The organism is Bacillus sp. FSL K6-0994 (assembly GCF_038630815.1).
Taxonomy (GTDB): Bacteria; Bacillota; Bacilli; order Bacillales; family Bacillaceae; genus Bacillus; species Bacillus safensis.
On sequence record NZ_CP152043.1, the window covers coordinates 2,893,220 to 2,911,872 of the forward strand.

At 42.1% G+C, this 18,653-nt stretch carries 17 protein-coding genes; 2 read left to right on the forward strand and 15 right to left on the reverse strand.

Annotated features, from left to right (window positions below; all coding sequences use genetic code 11):
- Window positions 1-13: 13 nt before the first annotated feature.
- Window positions 14-154, reverse strand: a complete 141-nt coding sequence (gene degQ, locus MHB69_RS15230; protein ID WP_003213123.1) for a degradation enzyme regulation protein DegQ — start codon at window positions 152-154, stop codon at window positions 14-16.
- A 505-nt stretch (window positions 155-659) separates the two neighbouring features.
- Between degQ and MHB69_RS15235 the strand changes: the two genes are divergently transcribed.
- Window positions 660-1,016 carry a hypothetical protein gene (locus tag MHB69_RS15235; RefSeq protein WP_061110019.1) on the forward strand — a complete coding sequence of 119 codons (357 nt, stop codon included), beginning with the start codon at window positions 660-662 and terminating at the stop codon, window positions 1,014-1,016.
- Window positions 1,017-1,051: 35 nt separating this feature from the next.
- On the opposite strand, the gene MHB69_RS15240 is transcribed toward MHB69_RS15235, so the two are convergent.
- The 9 genes from MHB69_RS15240 to MHB69_RS15280 form a co-directional block, all read right to left on the reverse strand.
- Window positions 1,052-2,278 (reverse strand): HDOD domain-containing protein, encoded by a 1,227-nt coding sequence (locus MHB69_RS15240; RefSeq protein WP_061110020.1) that lies wholly within the window; start codon window positions 2,276-2,278, stop codon window positions 1,052-1,054.
- A 137-nt stretch (window positions 2,279-2,415) separates the two neighbouring features.
- On the reverse strand, window positions 2,416-3,888 hold the full coding sequence (locus tag MHB69_RS15245; protein WP_041115814.1) for a nicotinate phosphoribosyltransferase: 1,473 nt from the start codon (window positions 3,886-3,888) through the stop codon (window positions 2,416-2,418).
- 17 nt (window positions 3,889-3,905) lie between these two features.
- Window positions 3,906-4,457, reverse strand: a complete 552-nt coding sequence (locus MHB69_RS15250) for an isochorismatase family cysteine hydrolase (RefSeq protein ID WP_024425949.1) — start codon at window positions 4,455-4,457, stop codon at window positions 3,906-3,908.
- Window positions 4,458-4,517: 60 nt separating this feature from the next.
- Window positions 4,518-4,925, reverse strand: coding sequence for a YueI family protein (locus MHB69_RS15255; RefSeq protein ID WP_034282575.1), 408 nt, complete (start codon window positions 4,923-4,925; stop codon window positions 4,518-4,520).
- 27 nt (window positions 4,926-4,952) lie between these two features.
- Complete coding sequence (locus tag MHB69_RS15260; protein WP_024423330.1) at window positions 4,953-5,201, reverse strand: YueH family protein; 249 nt, start codon at window positions 5,199-5,201, stop codon at window positions 4,953-4,955.
- 96 nt (window positions 5,202-5,297) lie between these two features.
- Window positions 5,298-5,519, reverse strand: coding sequence for a spore germination protein (locus MHB69_RS15265; protein WP_024425952.1), 222 nt, complete (start codon window positions 5,517-5,519; stop codon window positions 5,298-5,300).
- Window positions 5,520-5,617: 98 nt separating this feature from the next.
- Window positions 5,618-5,839, reverse strand: coding sequence for a spore germination protein (locus tag MHB69_RS15270; protein WP_003213446.1), 222 nt, complete (start codon window positions 5,837-5,839; stop codon window positions 5,618-5,620).
- 66 nt (window positions 5,840-5,905) lie between these two features.
- Window positions 5,906-7,009, reverse strand: a complete 1,104-nt coding sequence (locus MHB69_RS15275) for an AI-2E family transporter (RefSeq protein WP_034282578.1) — start codon at window positions 7,007-7,009, stop codon at window positions 5,906-5,908.
- Window positions 7,010-7,192: 183 nt separating this feature from the next.
- Window positions 7,193-7,429: a YuzF family protein gene (locus tag MHB69_RS15280; protein ID WP_034282580.1), complete on the reverse strand. Its 237-nt coding sequence runs from the start codon at window positions 7,427-7,429 to the stop codon at window positions 7,193-7,195.
- A gap of 176 nt (window positions 7,430-7,605) precedes the next feature.
- Between MHB69_RS15280 and MHB69_RS15285 the strand changes: the two genes are divergently transcribed.
- The gene (locus tag MHB69_RS15285) at window positions 7,606-9,093 is read left to right on the forward strand and encodes an alpha/beta hydrolase (RefSeq protein WP_342495741.1); all 1,488 of its coding nucleotides are present in this window, start codon (window positions 7,606-7,608) and stop codon (window positions 9,091-9,093) included.
- Here the strand turns inward: MHB69_RS15285 and MHB69_RS15290 are convergent.
- The 5 genes from MHB69_RS15290 to essC all read right to left on the reverse strand — a co-directional run bounded on the left by MHB69_RS15290 (window position 9,090) and on the right by essC (window position 18,607).
- Complete coding sequence (locus MHB69_RS15290) at window positions 9,090-9,623, reverse strand: HD domain-containing protein (RefSeq protein WP_024423336.1); 534 nt, start codon at window positions 9,621-9,623, stop codon at window positions 9,090-9,092. The genes MHB69_RS15285 and MHB69_RS15290 overlap by 4 nt on opposite strands.
- Window positions 9,624-9,922: 299 nt before the next feature.
- Window positions 9,923-10,666, reverse strand: a complete 744-nt coding sequence (locus MHB69_RS15295) for a (S)-benzoin forming benzil reductase (protein ID WP_340892037.1) — start codon at window positions 10,664-10,666, stop codon at window positions 9,923-9,925.
- A gap of 99 nt (window positions 10,667-10,765) precedes the next feature.
- Entirely contained in the window at window positions 10,766-11,251 is a 486-nt protein-coding gene (gene essA / locus MHB69_RS15300; protein ID WP_041115809.1) for a type VII secretion protein EssA, read from the reverse strand.
- Window positions 11,241-14,135: a type VII secretion protein EsaA gene (gene esaA / locus MHB69_RS15305; protein WP_342495742.1), complete on the reverse strand. Its 2,895-nt coding sequence runs from the start codon at window positions 14,133-14,135 to the stop codon at window positions 11,241-11,243. Before esaA ends, essA begins: the two co-directional genes overlap by 11 nt.
- Complete coding sequence (essC, locus tag MHB69_RS15310; RefSeq protein WP_342495743.1) at window positions 14,132-18,607, reverse strand: type VII secretion protein EssC; 4,476 nt, start codon at window positions 18,605-18,607, stop codon at window positions 14,132-14,134. Before essC ends, esaA begins: the two co-directional genes overlap by 4 nt.
- Window positions 18,608-18,653 lie beyond the last annotated feature (46 nt).

Sequence of the window (18,653 nt, forward strand, 5' to 3'; positions counted from 1 at the left end):
GATTATCAAGTCTTTAAGAAATTTTCACATATTCATATTTGTCGTATTGATCAATGCTTTTGTTAATGTTATGAAGAGAAGCCGTTGTTTCTCTGATTTCGTTTTCAAGTTTCCATAATAATTGTTTAAGTTCTTCGATTTCATACTTTTCCATCGATTCCACTCTCCTTTTTTGGAAGATCAATGTATTTGTGTATGGTGATTGGGTCATAAGTATTTGATCTGTTACTAACAGTGTAAATGTAATTGAGTATTTTTTCACCGAAAAGTATACACAAAACGTGTGCGCGATACCGCAAAATTCAATAGGTCTTTTTTCATCATTTTCTGACTTTTCAAATCATACTTTTATCTCAATTTCAAAGGAATTGCGTCATTTTTGCGACAGGAATAAGCATCATTCGTCACACTTCTCTCCCGATAGAACGTACGATCCCCTCTGTATCTTCGGTTTTGCGTGTCATAGGTCAGACGACAGATGCTATTGTGGACACCGCAATTTTTTGGCGACATTCACCGAAATTGACCGCAAAAGTACCTATTTTTATGCTGGAATTACAAAGATAGAAAGATCATTTTGATTCTTTATTCTGATTTTCTACATACATTTAGAACAGATATCCGTCCAATTTCACGTCAATGAGAGAAGAGGTGACCATGTGTTTTACTATGTTCCTTATCCTGCTTTGCAGGTTCCCGCAATGAGCCGCGCATACCCGCCGCGCACGCCAATGACTTTTCCTCCAGTAGATGCCCACTCATTTCAACGAGCCGCAAAAGAATCAGCCCGCCTCGTTGCTGATGCTTCACTCATTACACAGCAAATTTCAAGCTCCCTTCTGTTTGCGCAGCGCATCATGGAGGCTGCTGAGCGCTCTGATTCAACAAGTGTCGTCCGAATGCTGAAGCAAATCGGTGTGAAAAGCGGCATTGATATCCGCTTTAGTCCAGAAGGGATTCGAATCTACTTGTCTCTTGCCTCCAGCAGACTTTTCCTTCTTTTAAAGTGGGCATGACAAAGAAAAAGCCGCTCTCACGCGAGCGGCTTTTCTTAAGATTCAAACATTTTATGGCACCATTCAATGGCTTCTATATAACAGCCATAGGCTTCCTGTTTCGGGAGATTTCCATCTAATATCTCATCATCCCATTCATTTCGTTCAATACGTTTGGCCACACCTAGTACAAAAGAATAATCATTTTCATAGCCAAGCAGTGCCTCGCCAACTTCATCAGAAAGCGGCAGTTCCTTCACAAGTTCTGTGATATCTGCCCTGACAAGCGTATCAATGAGAGAAAACATACCTGTCAGCATATAAGAGGCGGGGTGCTCTCGTTCAGTACGAGAAGCAATCAGTTCACACGTTTTGGCACGAATGAATGACATTTTGATGATTTCTTTTTGGCTTGAATTAGCTTGGACATTCAGTTCTTTAAATGAAAGGATAAAGATCCAGCGCCGAATTTCATTAAACCCAAGCAGGATAATCGCCTGCCGGATACTTTTAATTTGATAAAGACGTCTCATGCCGCCTGAATTCAGCATTTTTAATAATTGATATGATAGCGAAAGGTCACTTTCAATAAAATGGGTCACGGTCTGGATATTCGGCTGGTCCTTGCTTAACTCATTTAAAAGCTGATGGTACGCATGGAAGCTGGTCGATAATGCTCGTCCCGATATCACATGCGGCTCACTAAAGAAATACCCTTGAAACAAGTGGAAGCCCGCTTCAAGCGCCTCTTCATATTCTCTTCTCGTTTCTACCTTTTCTGCTAGGAATCGAAGGCGATACTTTTTATACGAATGCAGAATATCTCTTCGTTCTTGCGTTGTGGTTTTCAGAAAGTCAATTTTTAAAATATCTATGCAGTAGAGGAGTTCCTCAAGCAGCTTGTCACTATAATGTGTTCCGTTTAGGAAGAAATCATCGAGTGCAATCGTATATCCCCATTTTTTTAACTGCTTACATCTCATAATAAGTGCCGGGGTAATCGGTACATTTTCTAATATCTCGATCACAAGCTGATGCGGATCAAAATAGGTGAGCAGATCAGATGAAAGCAAGCTTTCGGTGAAATTAATGTAGCATCGTTTTCCTTCTGTCAGTGTTTCGATGCCGATATTTAGAAAACTGTTGATAATGAGGTCCGTTGTCGCTTGATCACCGTCTTCAGCGCTATATGTATTGGTTTCACTATCTCTATAAAGCAGCTCATATGATACGACTTGTTCTTTTCTGTTAAAAATAGGCTGTCTCGCAACAAACACCCTCAACTGCTCCAATCCTCCTTTATGCCATGACAAACAAGATGTGCTTTCAGTATACCAAATGATTGCACTTTTAGTTCAATTTCAATCGGTCAAAATAAAAAAAAGAGACCACCTGGCTTGATGGTCTCCCTTTCTTCAAATCATTCGCTTTCATAAAGCTCTTTTTTGATTTTATTTTTCACATCATGGATAAACTGCATTTTATTATCCCAGCATTTTTGACTCAAATCGACTGGATATTCTTCTGGTTTGCTGATTCGTTTGTATTCCTCCCAGAAGAGTCCAAGACTGTCCTGCACGTAGGCTTGAATCGTTTGAATATCTGGATTGTCATAGACAAGTTTTCCTTGATCAAAAATCGGGACGTGAAGATCTTTCGCCACAAAGTTTGTCACGAATTTACTAATAAACGTATGCACAGGATGGAACATTTTTAGTTTATCCTCACTATGAACATCTTCCTCTTCAAGTGCAATGTAGTCGCCCTCAGAATGATGATTCAATTGATTGATAATCCGGTACACACGTTTACGGCCTGGTGTTGTCACTTTCTCTGGGTTGGATGAAATTTTGATGGTATCATTCATTTTGCCGTTTTCTTCAATGGACACCAGCTTATATACTGCACCGAGGGCTGGCTGATCGAATGCTGTGATCAGTTTTGTCCCAACACCCCACACATCAATTTTGGCGCCCTGTGCCTTTAAATTCATAATGGTGTGTTCATCAAGATCGCTTGATGCAATGACTTTAGCATCATGGAAACCTGCTTCATCAAGCATTGTTCTAGCTTTTTTAGACAAGTATGCAAGGTCTCCGCTATCAAGTCTGACACCAATGAAGTTGATTTTATCTCCAAATTCTTTCGCTACCTTAATCGCATTCGGAATACCTGATCTGACGGTATCATACGTATCGACTAAAAAGACGCAGTCTGTATGTGTTTCAGCATATTTTTTAAATGCCGTATATTCATCGCGGTATGCTTGTACAAGTGCGTGGGCATGTGTTCCTGATACTGGTATGTTGAAGCGTTTCCCAGCACGAACATTACTTGTCGCCTGAAAGCCGCCGATGAGTGCCGCTCTTGCTCCCCACATCGCTGCATCCATTTCATGCGCACGTCTTGTTCCGAATTCTAATGCTGTCTCATCTTCTATGATTCCTTTAATCCGGGCCGCTTTTGTTGCAATCAGCGTCTGGAAATTCACGATATTGAGCAATGCCGTTTCGATTAACTGAGCTTCAACAAGCGTTGCTTCGATGCGCATAATCGGTTCATTCGCAAAGACAATTTCCCCTTCTCGCATTGAATGAAGTGTACCTGTAAAGGACAATCCGCTTAAATAGTCAATGAAATCGCTTTTATAACCGAGTTCATCTTTTAAATACGCCAGATCGCTTTCGGTGAAGGAAAAGTCCGATAAATATTCAATCGCTTTCTCTAAGCCAGCAAATACAGCGAAGCCATTGTCAAATGGAAGCTTTCTAAAGAAGAGTTCAAAGACTGCCTTCTTCTCATGAATGCCGTCTCTCCAATACGTTTCTGCCATGTTAATTTGATAAAGATCTGTATGTAGTGATAAACTGTCGTCATTAAACCGATGCTCCAACTTCCATTCTCCTTCCCTTACTTAACCACTTTCGCACCAAGCGACTGCTCAAAGTGAGAAAGTGCCCACTCGTGCCCCGCTTCATTAAAACTCGCCACAGCATTTTGATGAATCACAAGTTCGAAGCCTTTATTGTACGCATCAACAGCTGTATGAAGTACACAAATATCGGTACATACGCCGGCTAAGTGAAGTTCCGTGATGCCGCGCTCGCGCAGTTTCATTTCTAATTGAGTGCCTGCAAAAGCAGAGTATCTTGTTTTTTCCATATAGTAGACATGTTTTAAATGTTTTGACGTGTGAAATAGTGAACTTAGTTGTCCATAAAGTTCAATACCCTCTGTTCCGCGAATATTATGGGGCGGAAATAACTTTGTCTCTGGATGATAAGGGTCCTCTTCTTCATGATGATCGACAGCAAAGACGACAAAGTGGCCTTCATCAATAAATGAAGAAGTGATTTCTGTGATCTTAGACTCAATCGCCTGTCCAGGCTTTCCGCATGTCAGTTTTCCATCGTCTGCAACAAAATCAACTGTATAATCTATACAAATCAACGCTTTGCCCATCCGCATCTCTCCCATATGCTCTTTTGAATCATTATAGCTTATTCATTTCACTAGGGAAACCTATTCAACAGATTCATGAGAAAAAGCTTTTTGAAACAGCTCATCCTCTATATAGATATGCTCCTGATTGACCGCATCAGGCATCTCTATGACAAGACCAAAAGGAGAGTGCGCTTCGTGATGATTCACCACTTTAAAGGAACATCCAGCGGCATTTGCCATTTTGACATATTGAGAATAAGAAGCATAGGAAAGTTCACCATTTAATAGAACTGTGGCCTGGCGATTGGCCTTCAATATTTGTTCGACTTCTTGATACGGTTTATTTCTTGATACCTGTCCCTTTGTCAGGGCGAGAAGCGCTCGTTCCCTTAATGAACCAAGAAACATTCTTCGTTCATCGGGTTTTGTTTCAGCATGTCCAAATATCCCTTGCTGCAAATAAAAGTCTACGGATTCTTCTTTCATCGCTGTGTTCACTCCTGGTTTCTAAATTTACATTTCTGTGACCCAGTGCACAATCTTGAGTGCGAGGTCACGGGCTTCGTCTGTTTCTACTCTTTCCATTAAGGATTGTTCAAGCGTATGGATGAGCTGCTCCTTTTCGTCCTCATACGCAATGGAAATACTCCATTCAATGTCAGGTACGGCTACAAGCGTTTTATATTCTTTTTTATTTTCATGTAAATATACATTGTAGGTCTTTGGTTGTCCGCTTGTGATGTGTGCTTTTCTAATTTTCATTTGACTCAGTTCACACCTCTTTTTTCTTCTTACATCCATATCCATTGTACCATAAAAAAAGACAGCTTCTGAAAAGGAATTCCCTTTCAAAGCTGGCTATGCATTAAAGCTCTTTTGCTGGCTGATCAGGTCTATATCCCACATAAACGTAACGTTTGGACTGCTAAAAAATTGGACAAAGTCCCCTGCATTATAGGTACCTGATCCACCGGCGGAGTGATCGACACTTTTTGGCGAAATGGCAAAAACATCACCGAAATGTGCAGAACCATTTCCAATCACACGGTCAATATGAATAGGCCCAACAATCGCTGGCATCTTTCCACCACCTTTTCTCCCCACATCATATGCCCAGCTCAAAAATACGTGTATGAAAAATAAAAAAGACAGCTGATCTGTGACCATCAGCTGCCTTTCTATGCGTTAAATGATTGAGGCTGGCCAAACAATGTAAAGTCCCAAAGCATCGTGGCATTCGGATCACTTGTAAGTGACATATAATCACCTGAATTAAAGGCTCCCGCACCGCCAGTAGAGTGGTCGACAGCCAAAGGAGCAATGGCCAGGACATCACCGAAAGTAGCTGCACCGTTTCCTCCTAACGACTCGATATGAATAGGTCCAACGATTGCAGGCATCAGAATCTCCCCCTATCTGCTTATCTCAATCATCTTATGCAAGAAGGGAAAAGGTGTGCATCTGTCCTAGACGTTTAAATGCTGTTCTTTGCGAGATCGCTGACGCAGCTGCACCAATCTGACAATATTCAAGGTGATGGCTTTGAGCAGTGCATAGACAGGGACCGCAAAAATCATGCCAAGGATTCCGCCAAAGCTTCCTGCCCCAATTAATAGCAGGATGATGGTCAAAGGATGTGTGTTGAGACGTTTCCCAATGATCAATGGAGAAATGACATTTCCGTCAATTTGCTGAACGACAAGAATGACAATGACTGTCACCACCGCTTTTCCAGGCGAATCAAGAAACGCAATAAGCACAGCTGGTGCCGCGCCAAGATATGGCCCAAGGTACGGAATCACATTTGTGACCGCAATGATAATGCCGAGAATGAGCGCATATTTCACACCGATTAATAAGTATCCGATAAAACAAGCCACTCCAACAAATAAACAGACAACAATCTGCCCTTGTATGTAAGCTGCAAGCGTATCGTTTAATTCTTTAAAGATTTTCAATCCTTCCTTACGGTAAGGCATTGGCAAAAATTGAACGAGCTTGTCCGGAAACTTATGTCCATCTTTCAACATATAAAACAAAATGAACGGAACTGTGATCACAGCTAAAGCAATATTGGCAATCACACCAAACACAGCAGACATGCTTGAAGCAATATTTTCCGGCAAACCTTTTAATGTCGAAACAATTGTCTGTTCAAACTTCGAGACGGAGACATAATCTTGGTTCATCATCCAAGTAAATGTTTTAGAATGCGAGAAGTCGTTGATAAATTTCTGCATATCCGTCACATAACCAGGGAAGCTTTTGACAAGTCCACCAACCTGCGTGACAATAACCGGTCCCGCAGCATTCACAATGAACGTGATGAGTCCGATGAACAAAAGATAAATGATCAGGATAGCAAGTGTCCTAGGAATTTTCCTGGACAAAAATCGAACAATTGGATTAAAGATGAAAAAGAGAATTCCAGCCAGCAAGATGGGAACAAACAAGGTAGATGCAAATAAAATAATCGGCTGAAATAAAAACGAAACCTTTGTAGATACATAAACAATGAGTAAAACAAGTAATATTTGGAATGTCCAAAAATGAACTTTAGATTTTAACAAAGATGCTCCTCCTGTTACGTATTGATCTTATTAAAAAACTACTATTCCACCCACCTTCTGTCAACTGCTTCTTGTTTTAGAACCTTATTTTTTGTAAAAAAAAGAACAATTGGTATATCATGCACTTTTTCCAGATATACATTCTATAAGCGTGAAAAAAGCAGACACCTTTGCGTCTGCTTGTTACACTCTTTCACTGTGATCAGGCATCACCGATACAATTTGCTGGATCCGCACATAAAAAACTGATTTTGTCCCCGCCTCAATGACAATATGATCCGGCATGACTTCCTTCAATTTTCCGCGCACTGTATCTTTCACTGTTTGAACAATCAATCTCATACCGATCACTTTCTGCAATGTTTGATAAACATATGGATCAACTAATGAAACAAGCTGCGGACTTCCTTGTTGTGCCATCCTACCTGCCCCTTTACTTGTGTATTTACCCACATCGTATGCAATGACCCATGTGAATGTCACTCAGGGCAAACCTACAACTCAAATACCATATTTTAACATTTTATTTAATTTTACATCTTTTGGAAGTATAATAAATTGGTGCTGCCAACAACTTAAATCATTTGAAGAGGTGAATGATCTTGAAAAAACTCATCTGTCTCGCTGCTGTCATGCTCTTTTTTTCCTTTGCAAGTTATGCGTATGCAGGATCAATTGGAGATGAACCTGGGACACCAGGAAAGTGGTTTAAAGGAGAAGAGCCGGTTCAAAAAGACGAGTCAAAACCACCACTTGTTTTTGTTCACGGCATTAACAGCTCCTCCTCCACATGGTTCGACCGAAACGACATGGCAAAGCAAGCTGTTCTGAACGGATACGAAAGCGCATTCATAGATTTGTATCCAGATCAGGATACGAAAAAGAATGGCAAACTATTAGCAGAAAAGTTAAAAGAAATCTATGATGTGTTCGGTCGAAAACTTATTGTGATTGGTCATAGTAAAGGCGGGGTGGATACACAGTCCGCACTCGTGTATCACGATGCCCCTCCATATGTAGAGAAGGTCATCACACTCGGCTCCCCTCATTACGGGACGCCGCTGGCAGATTTAGCGTATAGCAAGGGCGGAAGCTGGCTCGCAGAAATTCTTGGACAAAAAAGCGACGCGCTCTATTCTTTGCAAACGGGGCTCATGGCGGCTTTTCGAAGTGAAACCGACAAGCTGGAGAAGTTTCCTCAAAAATACATCACGTATTCGGGATCGGAATGGGGAACATTTGGCGGGGTGCTGTATTTAGGCGGCATGTATTTAAAGAGCTTTGGTGCAAATGATGGCGCCGTCACAGTAAGCAGCACAAGACTATCATATGCAAACAATATTTTAACAGGGAAATGGGATCACAACTCCATTAAAAACGGCACAAGCATGTTCCCTGTGTTTCAGCATCAGCTGCTGGCAAATGCCGCAAGCGCTGAAAAAGAAAATATAGAGGGCCCCAACTCTACTGAGCTGAATACAGATGTTTATGTGAAAGGCGGTGAAAGTGAAAAGGATAAAACAGAAGCGTTCTATGTAGAGGAAGGAACGAATGGCTTATCGATTCAGTGGTTAAATGAAAGTCATGAGGCGCGGCCGGAAATCATCGCCCCAAATGGAGACGTCTTAACAAATCTGAAGACATCGGAAGCATCTTTCCCATATGAAGGCGCGTTTTCGCACCATGTACAAATCAATAAACCCGTTCCTGGAAAATGGACGATTCGATCAAATTCAGGAAAAAAGGCTCCTTATTTGCTGCTCGTATCCTTTGATTCACCATTAAATGACGAAATCAAAGCAGAGGCAGCGAAATCAGGGGATGATGCATCGACCCATTCAAGCGGTCTGATTAAACGATTAAGCAAGAAAGTCGAAACCTTTTACTTTAAGGATGCCCAAAAAGATCATCCACTCAAAACAACTGCTTCATCAGCTGTTCAATTGAAAAAAGAAGGTGCTTATTCTGTCACGGTTCATTACACCGGACTCACTGCATCAGGTACATCTGCATTTAACCGTACCGTTATTCGCACATTGTATGTCGATCAGGATGGAAATATTCATGGAGACATTCCATACTAAACAGAACGTTTCATGGGCTGAAGTGCCTGCTGCACTTTCTGATCCAATTCCGTGATTTTTTTCATTGCAAGTGATTCGTCTATTTGTCTGTAATGGTGATGTCCGCCAGGCTCTTCATCCATTTCATCTGCCTTCTTGACGATTTGCTGAAGTGTGTCCTTATGAAGGTCGCCCTCTGGCAAATATGAATCTGTATGAAGCAGAATCGCAAGCGCAATATCTTTGGCTGCCTTTGGTTCCTCACCGAGGCGTATGAGCAGTTTGTGAGCCCGCTCTGCGCCTTTAATGGCATGGATATCATTCCGTCTATATGTCTCGTAATCCCATTCTCCGCCAGCTGTATACCATTCATAGTGGCCGATGTCATGCAAGAGGGCTGCTTTCACAGCGAGATCTGGATTAATCCCAGCCTGCACCGCCAGTTTGAATGCGTGATAAGCACAAGCAATCGCATGGGCTTTTCCTGAACGATTTAAATATTTTTGAGCGACTGGATGGGTGTAAACATCCATTAATGTAACCTTTCTCATGGAAACCCCTCCTTATCTATATTTTTAGCATCCTAACATATTCTGAAAAGAAACTCAAATGTTCTGTTATATTTTCTATGAGTCTCAAGAACAGCTTATGTCAAATGAGCTGTTTTTGCTTGTACAATACGAAAAAAGCAGTCACTATGACTGCTTTTTTTCTCCTTTTCAGCGTGATATGAAAACCCTTGAAGTCTAGGAAGACCGAGTACTGGCGCGGAGCGAATTTTAGATTCGTGAGCACCGGCACCGAGGCCTGACACAGAATGCGAGGGTTTTTCTTCACGCTGCAGCAGTCGTTATGACTGCTTTTTCACATACTCACGTGCATCGTAGACACATCCGCCAGCTGGATCATCCGCTAAAAGTTCGAGCAAAATACCTGCGACTTCATCTGGGCTCTTCAGCGTGCCTGTTTCATATAATTGCTGAAAACGGTCTATTTGTTCAAAGTCTTGTTTTGATGACTTCCGAATTTCCCCCTGCATATCTGTATCGATCGTGCCGGGTGAAAAGGAAAACGTGTTGATCGGATGCGCCTCGTCCTGTTGTTCCTCATGAAAAGTCCTCATAAACATATCGAGTCCTGCCTTTGAACTGCAATACGCACTCCAGCCTTTGTATGGGTTTTTCGCCGCTCCAGAAGAAAGATGAACGATCGTTTTCTTTCCGTTAAATGATTGAGTCTGCTTAGCAAACATATGGCTCAGTAAAACAGGAATGACAAGATTCAACTTGTAATGCTGATGAAGCGTATCCTGTCCGCCTTGTCCAACGCGCTTGATAGGTGTGACCATTCCTGCATTGTTGACAAGTAAGATGTCATCAGCATCTGCCAGAGTTTGCGGCGTGAGACTATCTTGAATCCATTTGGCCGCTGCTTCTTCATCGGTCAGATCAACCTGGGTATGTGTAAGCTTCGGATGGGATATCGGCGATGCACTTCTTGCTGCTGTGTACACATGATCCCCGCGTGAAAGCAGCCTGTTCACAAGTGCTAAGCCAAAGCCTTTTGATCCGCCTGTAACGATTGAAATTCGAATGACAATCTCCTCCCTTGATATCACTATTTTACGTAGTGAAACGGTATGACATCAAGCAATCTGCATAAAGAAAAGCCTGCCTCTATTAAAAGAGACAGACTATTTCTTTTCAGCCTTCACATTCACCTTTGGAATCAGGATAATCATCACAACGAGACCAAGGGCTATCAAGAAACCAAAGATCATCGGAAGCAGTGCCGATGTCTGCTTCTCATGATCATCCTCAGAAGGTGCTGATACAGCCGAATCACTAAAAGAGATATTCATCTCTTTCATCATACGAGCCGGTGTTTTGGGCGGGTTCTCCTTTAGATCACTAAAAAGCTGCGGAGAAAGAGATCCCCCCGGGGCTTTGGGCGGTTCAGCAAAATGAATGTCTGTTTTGATTTTTGACGTCGTTTTGCTTTGTTCGTATTTTGTTTGATCCCTCAATATACTCGAGTTAATATTAAGTTCCTTTTCCTGATATTCATTCGGCTTGACATTCGTATCCGTATCTTCACCAGCAGCGAAAGCAGCAGGGATGAGGAGAAAAAGGGAAACGGCAACGAGTGCCGCCCCTTTCACGAATAGATTAAGCTTCATGAGTCACATCACGTTCCTCTGTTTTATCTTTCCATAGCTTTTTCACAAGCGGTACGACCATGAAAAGGACAGTTAAAATCACTAACCCTGTGACGCCCATTCCAAAGGTGTCTCCATTTCCATATTGGATCGACAGGTACACGTCTGTCACTGGATTGGTAAAGTGGAAATTCGGCATCACCAAATCAATTAACGGTGCGACAAAGAAGAAAATCAGTGCCGTTGCTGCCATCCATCCGGCAATGGAACCGAAAAGGAAGGCCGTGCGAATAAAGGCAGAGCACGCCACTAACAACAAAATGGTGAAGATCGACCATTGAATGGCTTGATCATCTGCAAGTTTGTAAATGTTCAGTCCAAACAAGCTGATCATGAGTCCGACTAATAGATTCAAGATGCCAAACAGTGCACCTTTGACCAGCATCGGAGCTGACGCATAATACGAGCTGAAAAAGCCAATTAGCAAACTGCTGATCATCACAATAACCAAAATGACGACCGGCGGTACAGTCTGCGTTTTTTCTTCCGGCACATCGCCGCTGATTTTCAGCGGATTGGCTAAATGGTTATACACATAGTTGCTGTTGCCTTGATCACTTAATGTATTTCCTAAAATACCCTTTAAATCTTGCTGAACAAGCTTTGTAGAATCGACATTCTTGCTCCAGTTTTCATTCAGCGTATCTGCTTTCTCTTGAACTGTTGTGACACTCTCTTCAATGTTATTCGTATAATCCGCCACCCCTTTTTGGCGGTCGGTTAACGAACTCATATTTTCAGAAAGACGAAGCACTTCCTGACCAATTGAATCCTGTGCACTGACAACAATTGAACTGCCTGCAAGGTCTGCTGTATACACCGCATCTCCTTGATCAGCCATTTGCTCAGCTACATTGTCCGCACTTTCAGAAATTGTCTGTAATTCCTGTTCCATGCTTGCCTGCTGAGTCGTAATGTACTCCGCATAACCATCTGAAAACTTCTGCATCTCATCAATAAAAGTAGACACATCATCGTTTGATGTCAGCATCTGGTTTTTGAGCTTATCCCAGTTTTCTGTTTCTTCTTTTTTGATGGAGAGGATGGATTGGATATTCTCTTCTTTTGCGTCATATAGAGAAGAGTTATTAGATGGTTGATAGACATTTGCGATCATCAGCTCTAGCTGAGAGAGTTGATTTGAATAGTCCATTAATTTTTTAGTTCTTGTTGATTTTGTTTCGAACTTTTTCTCAAAAAGATTATCGCTAAAGGCATTACTAATCGGTGAGTTCCTGCGCTTCAGCTCTTTTACTTTGTTTAAAATAGAGGATTCCTGATTTTTGATTTCATTCTGAATCACATCATATCGATCTTGTAACCGTAGGATGGTCTTTTCAAGCTTTTCTACTTTTTTTGTGAGTTTCTCAAGCTCTTTACTCATCTGAGTCACTTTGTCTTTTAATTCGTCATTATGAGCGTTCGCTTTTTCTTGAATTTTCTTTTTCACTTCATCTAGACGAGTAGCGAGTGCTTTTAGATCATCCTTCGATGTATTCGTGCTGCCGGTATCTGGCTGAGCAGGATCATCACCGGTATTATCATCATTGTCATCTCCAGTAGGCGGCGTCTCCTGATCTGCTAATTGATCCGCAAGGTCGTTCATTTCTATTGAAATCTGTGAGAGCTCATTTGTTTCTTCCTCTAGGTTAATCCCAATTTCTTCTGGGTTTTCATTATCTTGATCTGATGGCCCGTCTTCATCAGAGTCAGCTGGCGGTTCAGGCTCGTCCATTAACTCTTGCCTTTTTGCCAATAGCTTTGTCTGCAAGACTGATATTTTATTTCGATAATCTTCTAAGTAACGATCTTCATAGTTTTTAATCAGTTCCTTCTGAGACGCTATCACAAGTTCCGTTAACCCCGTGGATTGCTTAGGAATAACGTCTTCTCTCGACTTTTGAACAGATTGGATGGCGCTGTCCGTTGTTTTCAGCTGACTTTGTACCCCGTTGATGTCTGTTTTGAGTCCGCCCATTTGATCACTAAAGCTGCGGGCATTTTGGTTTTGAATGTCAGCGAGCTGTTTGAGCCCTTGCTGGATTTGCTTTTGACTTGCTGATTGCGCTTTGATCAAGAGATCCTTTTGTTTGTCTTGATACTGCTGATATTGATCGACTGCTTTCACAAAGTCCTTTAACTGGTTCTTTGCCTCTTCTGTGGTACTCAAGCCGTCTTTATACTCTTTCTGTGAATCGGCCATCGCATTTTTTAATTCTTCTATTTGTTTCTTCTGCTGCTGGACGGCATCTGATAGTTTGTTTGAGTTCGGTTTATAGAAGTTGTACATCGTGTTTTGGAATTCGACTTCTTTTCCGACAATATGCTCAAACTCTTCTCTTACATTGCCGATTTCCTGTGATACAAAACTCCAGTATAGCGTCGACATCTGTTCATTCATTTTCTTTTGTGCATTTTCCAGCTCTCTTTGCACTTTCTCTTTATTGACTGCATTGAGCTGATCTTGAATTGAAAATTGAATGGACGCCTTTTCAGGATGGTCTTTATCATAGCTCAGCACATTTTTAGAGAAATCAGACGGAATATAAAGGACAGCGTCATATTTTCTGTTTTTCAGTCCATTTTCCGCCGCACTGCGATTCACTACAGTCCATGTATAATCAGGACGTTCTGACAATGCTGCCACAACATCCTGTCCGAAACGAGCCGTGTTTTCACTTTCGCTCGCTCCCATATCCTCATTGACCACTGCAATATTTCGTGTGGCATTCTTCTTCTGTTTTGCCGGGTCATCTCCAATCAGGTGGAAAAATAAAACCGGCAGCACAAGAATCAATATCATGGTGGATACGATTTTGATGGAGCTTTTTTGCTGCTCTGTCATTGAACACTCTTCCTTTCTACCGCACATAAAGGAACCTGGATTTTCTTCTCTTTTCCGTTTTCAACCAAATACCCGAAACCTGGCTGAATCTCTGGTTCTTGTCTTGCATACGGGAGCGGTATGATGTTTTGCTCTGATTTTTTCATGAGTAACATGGCATGACGAACTTGTTTGATTTCGTTTGTGAGTGCATCATAGCCCTTACTGAACTCGGTATGATTCCCTGATGCAATCAGGCTGAAGCCTAGGTGTGCATATGACTTCATGAAATCAGCCAATTGATCTTGAAGACGCGGATCGATCGTCTGCTGAAAACGCGTAATGCCATCGATCACAAGCACAATTTGAGGAAATGACAGCTGATCGGTCTCCCCTTGGCGCACAGCTTCGACATACATTTCTTCCCGCACCTTGAATATGCGGTCCATTTCTTCTGCCCATTCGGTGATATCATCCTTTGTTTCAAGGTAATCAATGTTCTCTTCTTTTGCATAATGGGATAGACCTCGATCAATTGAATCAAAGACAGCCAGCTTTTCAGGCTTTGCCACTAAAAGCTGATCGAGCATCAGTTTTGTCACATTTGTTTTCCCGCGCTGCGTTTGACCGATAATGAGGCAATGTTTATTCTTTTTCAAGTCAAAATAAACAGGTGCCACAGATTCCTCATCTAATCCGACTGGAATGTCATAAGGCGGTTTTTGTTCATCTAAACGACTCTCAAGCTCCCAAACTGTCAGCTTATCAGGAAGCATTGGCACAGGCTTTGGTTTTTCGGATGCTTCAAAGCGGTTATGAAGAAGCTGTATCTCTTGTTTCAAATGCTCAAACAATTCGAGATCGTTCTCTCCTTCAACTGGCAGAAACATTTGCGCAAAATAAAGCTCTTCTTTGTTAATAATGACTCGTCCTGGGATCGGCTCTAAGCTGAATTTCGGTCTGCCAATAATCGAGTACGCCTCTCCTTGATCCATTAAGTAATGGACAATCTTTGTTTTCAAATTGTTCATCAGCGATTGACGCACTGCATTTACCCGGGTTGCTGTAATCAAGAAGTATATACCTAGTGATTGTCCGTCACGGCTCAGCTGAATAAATTCAGATTCGAGATCATGCATTTCGTCTTTGACAATGTCAAAGTTGTCAATCACGATAAAAATGAATGGAAGCTTTTTCTCATTTAAGGCGTTGTACATTTTGATATGACTCATTTCTTGCTGTCTAAATAACCGCTTGCGATATTCAACCTCTTCCCGCAGACGCTTCATTGATTTTTGGATCTTTCTCATCTGATCCATTAAGAAATAATCCGCCGTATGCGGCAGTTTGGCTAACGGAAGCAATGTTCCGTTTCCGAAATCATAAATATATGCGTGCCATTCTTCAGGTGAATACCTCTCCGCAAAGCTCGTCAGCAGTGTTGTAGCAGCAAGTGATTTGCCGTAGCCGGAGGAACCGAAGATGCCAATGTTCCCATCTTCCATCATTTGATAAGAAAGTGGATGCTGGCTTTGCTGATCTGGTTCATCAACAAGCGCAAAATGGAAGACATGCTCTTCACTCGACGCATAACGCGTTTTTGGAATCCGTTCTTCAAGCGGTGGAAGCCATGGACTTGGCAGCTTCTCAATTCCAAGCTCCTGCTGCATACGTTCAATTTCATCCACAACAGCGGAAATCTCCGTCACTGTCTCTTTTTTCACTGCTGGCTCTGTGCTTACCCCTGATAACGGAATAAGACCAGTATCTGTCACAATGGCAATGTCATCTTCTGAGCCGTAGCCATCTTCCATATATGGTGCACCGCTCCAAGCCGATTGGAACAATTCATAAATTTCATTGTTGCCCACTTGTAAATAACCGCGGCCTGTGACCGTAATGGACGCTGCATCACTATTTTTCAAAATTTCCTTACTGTCTGACGCATCTTGTACTTTTAGTGCGACCTTAAAACGGGAGTTACTCCAAATCTGGTCATCAATGACCCCGCCTGGCTTTTGGGTAGCCAAAATGAGATGGACCCCAAGGCTTCGGCCGATACGTGCAGCGCTGACAAGCTCCCTAATAAAGTCTGGCTCTTCACTTTTTAATTCAGCAAACTCATCAGAGATTAAGAACAAGTGAGGCATTGCCTGCTCAGCCTTTTTCTCCTTGTAGAGCTTCGTATAATCATTGATGTGATTCACATGATACTGATCAAACAGCCGCTGCCTTTTCTTCAATTCACTTTTAATTGAGGCAAGCGCTCTTTCACTAAAGTTCTTGCTGCCTTCAATATTGGTGATCGTTCCAAGTAAATGAGGAATATTTCGAAACGGCTGCGCCATTCCGCCTCCTTTATAGTCAATCAACAGAAAAGCAACTTCATGCGGGTGAAAATGTACAGCGAGCGATAAAATATACGTCTGTAAAAATTCACTTTTCCCTGATCCCGTTGTCCCCGCCAACAGTCCGTGAGGGCCATGTGCTTTTTCATGCAGGTTCAGATCGACAATGTCGTTTTTCCCCTTATAACCGATTGGCACTGATAATGATTTGGCCGTTTCTGAAGTCAGCCATTTTTCACGAATGCCAATGTCATCTACCTGTTTGGCATGGAAAAGATCAAGGAATGAGACCGTCTCAGGAATCGAATTGGTCATACCGACTTGATGATCTAATGTTCTCAGTGTTCTGGCAAACAGTTCATTGTCCCCGCGCTGATGTGTATCAAGCTGAAACGGAATTCGTACTGCCTTTTTGTGCTGAATGAGAATATCTCCTTCTTCTTCGTTAATATAACGGACAAGCGTCGAAATATTTTCAGCTAAGCTTTCCTTTGTTTCTGCTGCAAAGAGAATGGAGATACCAAGGTCTGTCCGGCTGCCTTCTAAGTATTCTAAAATCACATGCTCGGCAATGAGCTCATGATTTGTCACGATGAACACAAAATGAGGCGTAAAGAGTTTCTTCTCTTTTTCTTCTTCTAAATCACGCTCGCGTAAAATTTCATAGATTGAGGACAACAGCTGATCGCGTGTTTGTTCGTTGTAAATAAACCCTTTGCCATATGTATGAGGCAGCTGGAAGTGCGGAAGCCATTTCATCCATTCCCAATTCTCATACTCCTGTTCATGAAAGATAAAGACAAATCTCAAATCGTGATAGCTGTGCGAGAAAGCAAGCTGTCCAACAAGCTGATGAAGCTCATTTTTCACAATCGCAGGCTTCCCAATTAATCCTGTTGGACCATCCGCAAGACCGAATGTAATCGGGACATTCTTCACTTCACGATATACTTTTTGCATGTGTTGCGTTTGTTCCATTAAGTCATCAATATCTCGATTGGCCATATCGCCGCCGCTCATCGATAATTCGTAGCTTGATGGGACTGCGCCTGTGCCAAGACGCAGGTGCAAGAAGTCGTCACTCACAAGCGTCTTTTCCCAAATGCGTCCGCTGATTTCTGATGTTAAATACTTCATTTGTTCAAATGACGGATAATGATACGTCAAAATATATTGCTGGCGGTCATACAGCTCCTGCAGCTCTTTCCGCTTATTTTCTAAATAAAGAGAGTAGACTCGCTGCCGCTTCTCTTCTCGTCTTTTGCGCTGTGATTTTTCCTTAAAGTATTGAACGGACGATGTAATTAACGTCATGATAAACATCGCCATCGACACGATAATAAAGATTCCGCGCGGCTGGATTAGGGCAACAATCCCCATCACAAGGAGCATCACAAGCGGCGGAAGGACAACAAGCCAAAGCCCTCTGCTGTTATTTTCACTCTCCTGCGAAGGAAAGCTAAAGGATACCCTGTCATCTGGCAAATCATAAATCAAACGCGGTGTACGTCTGTATGAAGGGTATTTTTGTTTTGTTTCCGTACTTGGCGGTCTTGTTTTTTCCAAACGTGTATGAAAAGGTTCGTAAGCTGTCACCTGTAATAAATCATCGTCTTTAAATGTCACCGTCAGAAAGTTCCAGAACAGCTCATCTCCTGCATATACCTCCTCTGGACCGTGAATTTTCTTTCCGTTCACGTAAATCTTCTCGTCTTGAGGCATGACATACCATGTTCCTTCAATTTTCTCTAAAGTGAACTGGCTGGCATCTTGAAACATGGAATGGGCTTGTTCTTTCCACACATCTATCTCATCTTTCTCTTCACGTGAAAAAGACAGCTCAACTCTATTTCCTAGGTAATAAATATGTTGATCATGATGTGCATCCATTAAAATAAGTGTAAGTGAACCAAGCTGATATGGTTCATGTGGAAGTAATTTGCCCTTCTTCTCATCTCCCTGATAAATATAAAAACCATCATTCGGTTCTTCAGGAGATAAACGAATGACCCCTTCATCAAACGAAAGTGAAGGGATTGTCACCGTATGCTCTATTTCAGGTCCTATCAGAGCTTCTCGATTGAACTGCTCATCTAAACGGACAGTTTGATAATCCTCCTCATAAAAAACCCAAAGAAGACTCAAACGCTCCACCTCCTCATGGGACAGCACCAACTGTCAGTTGTATCGA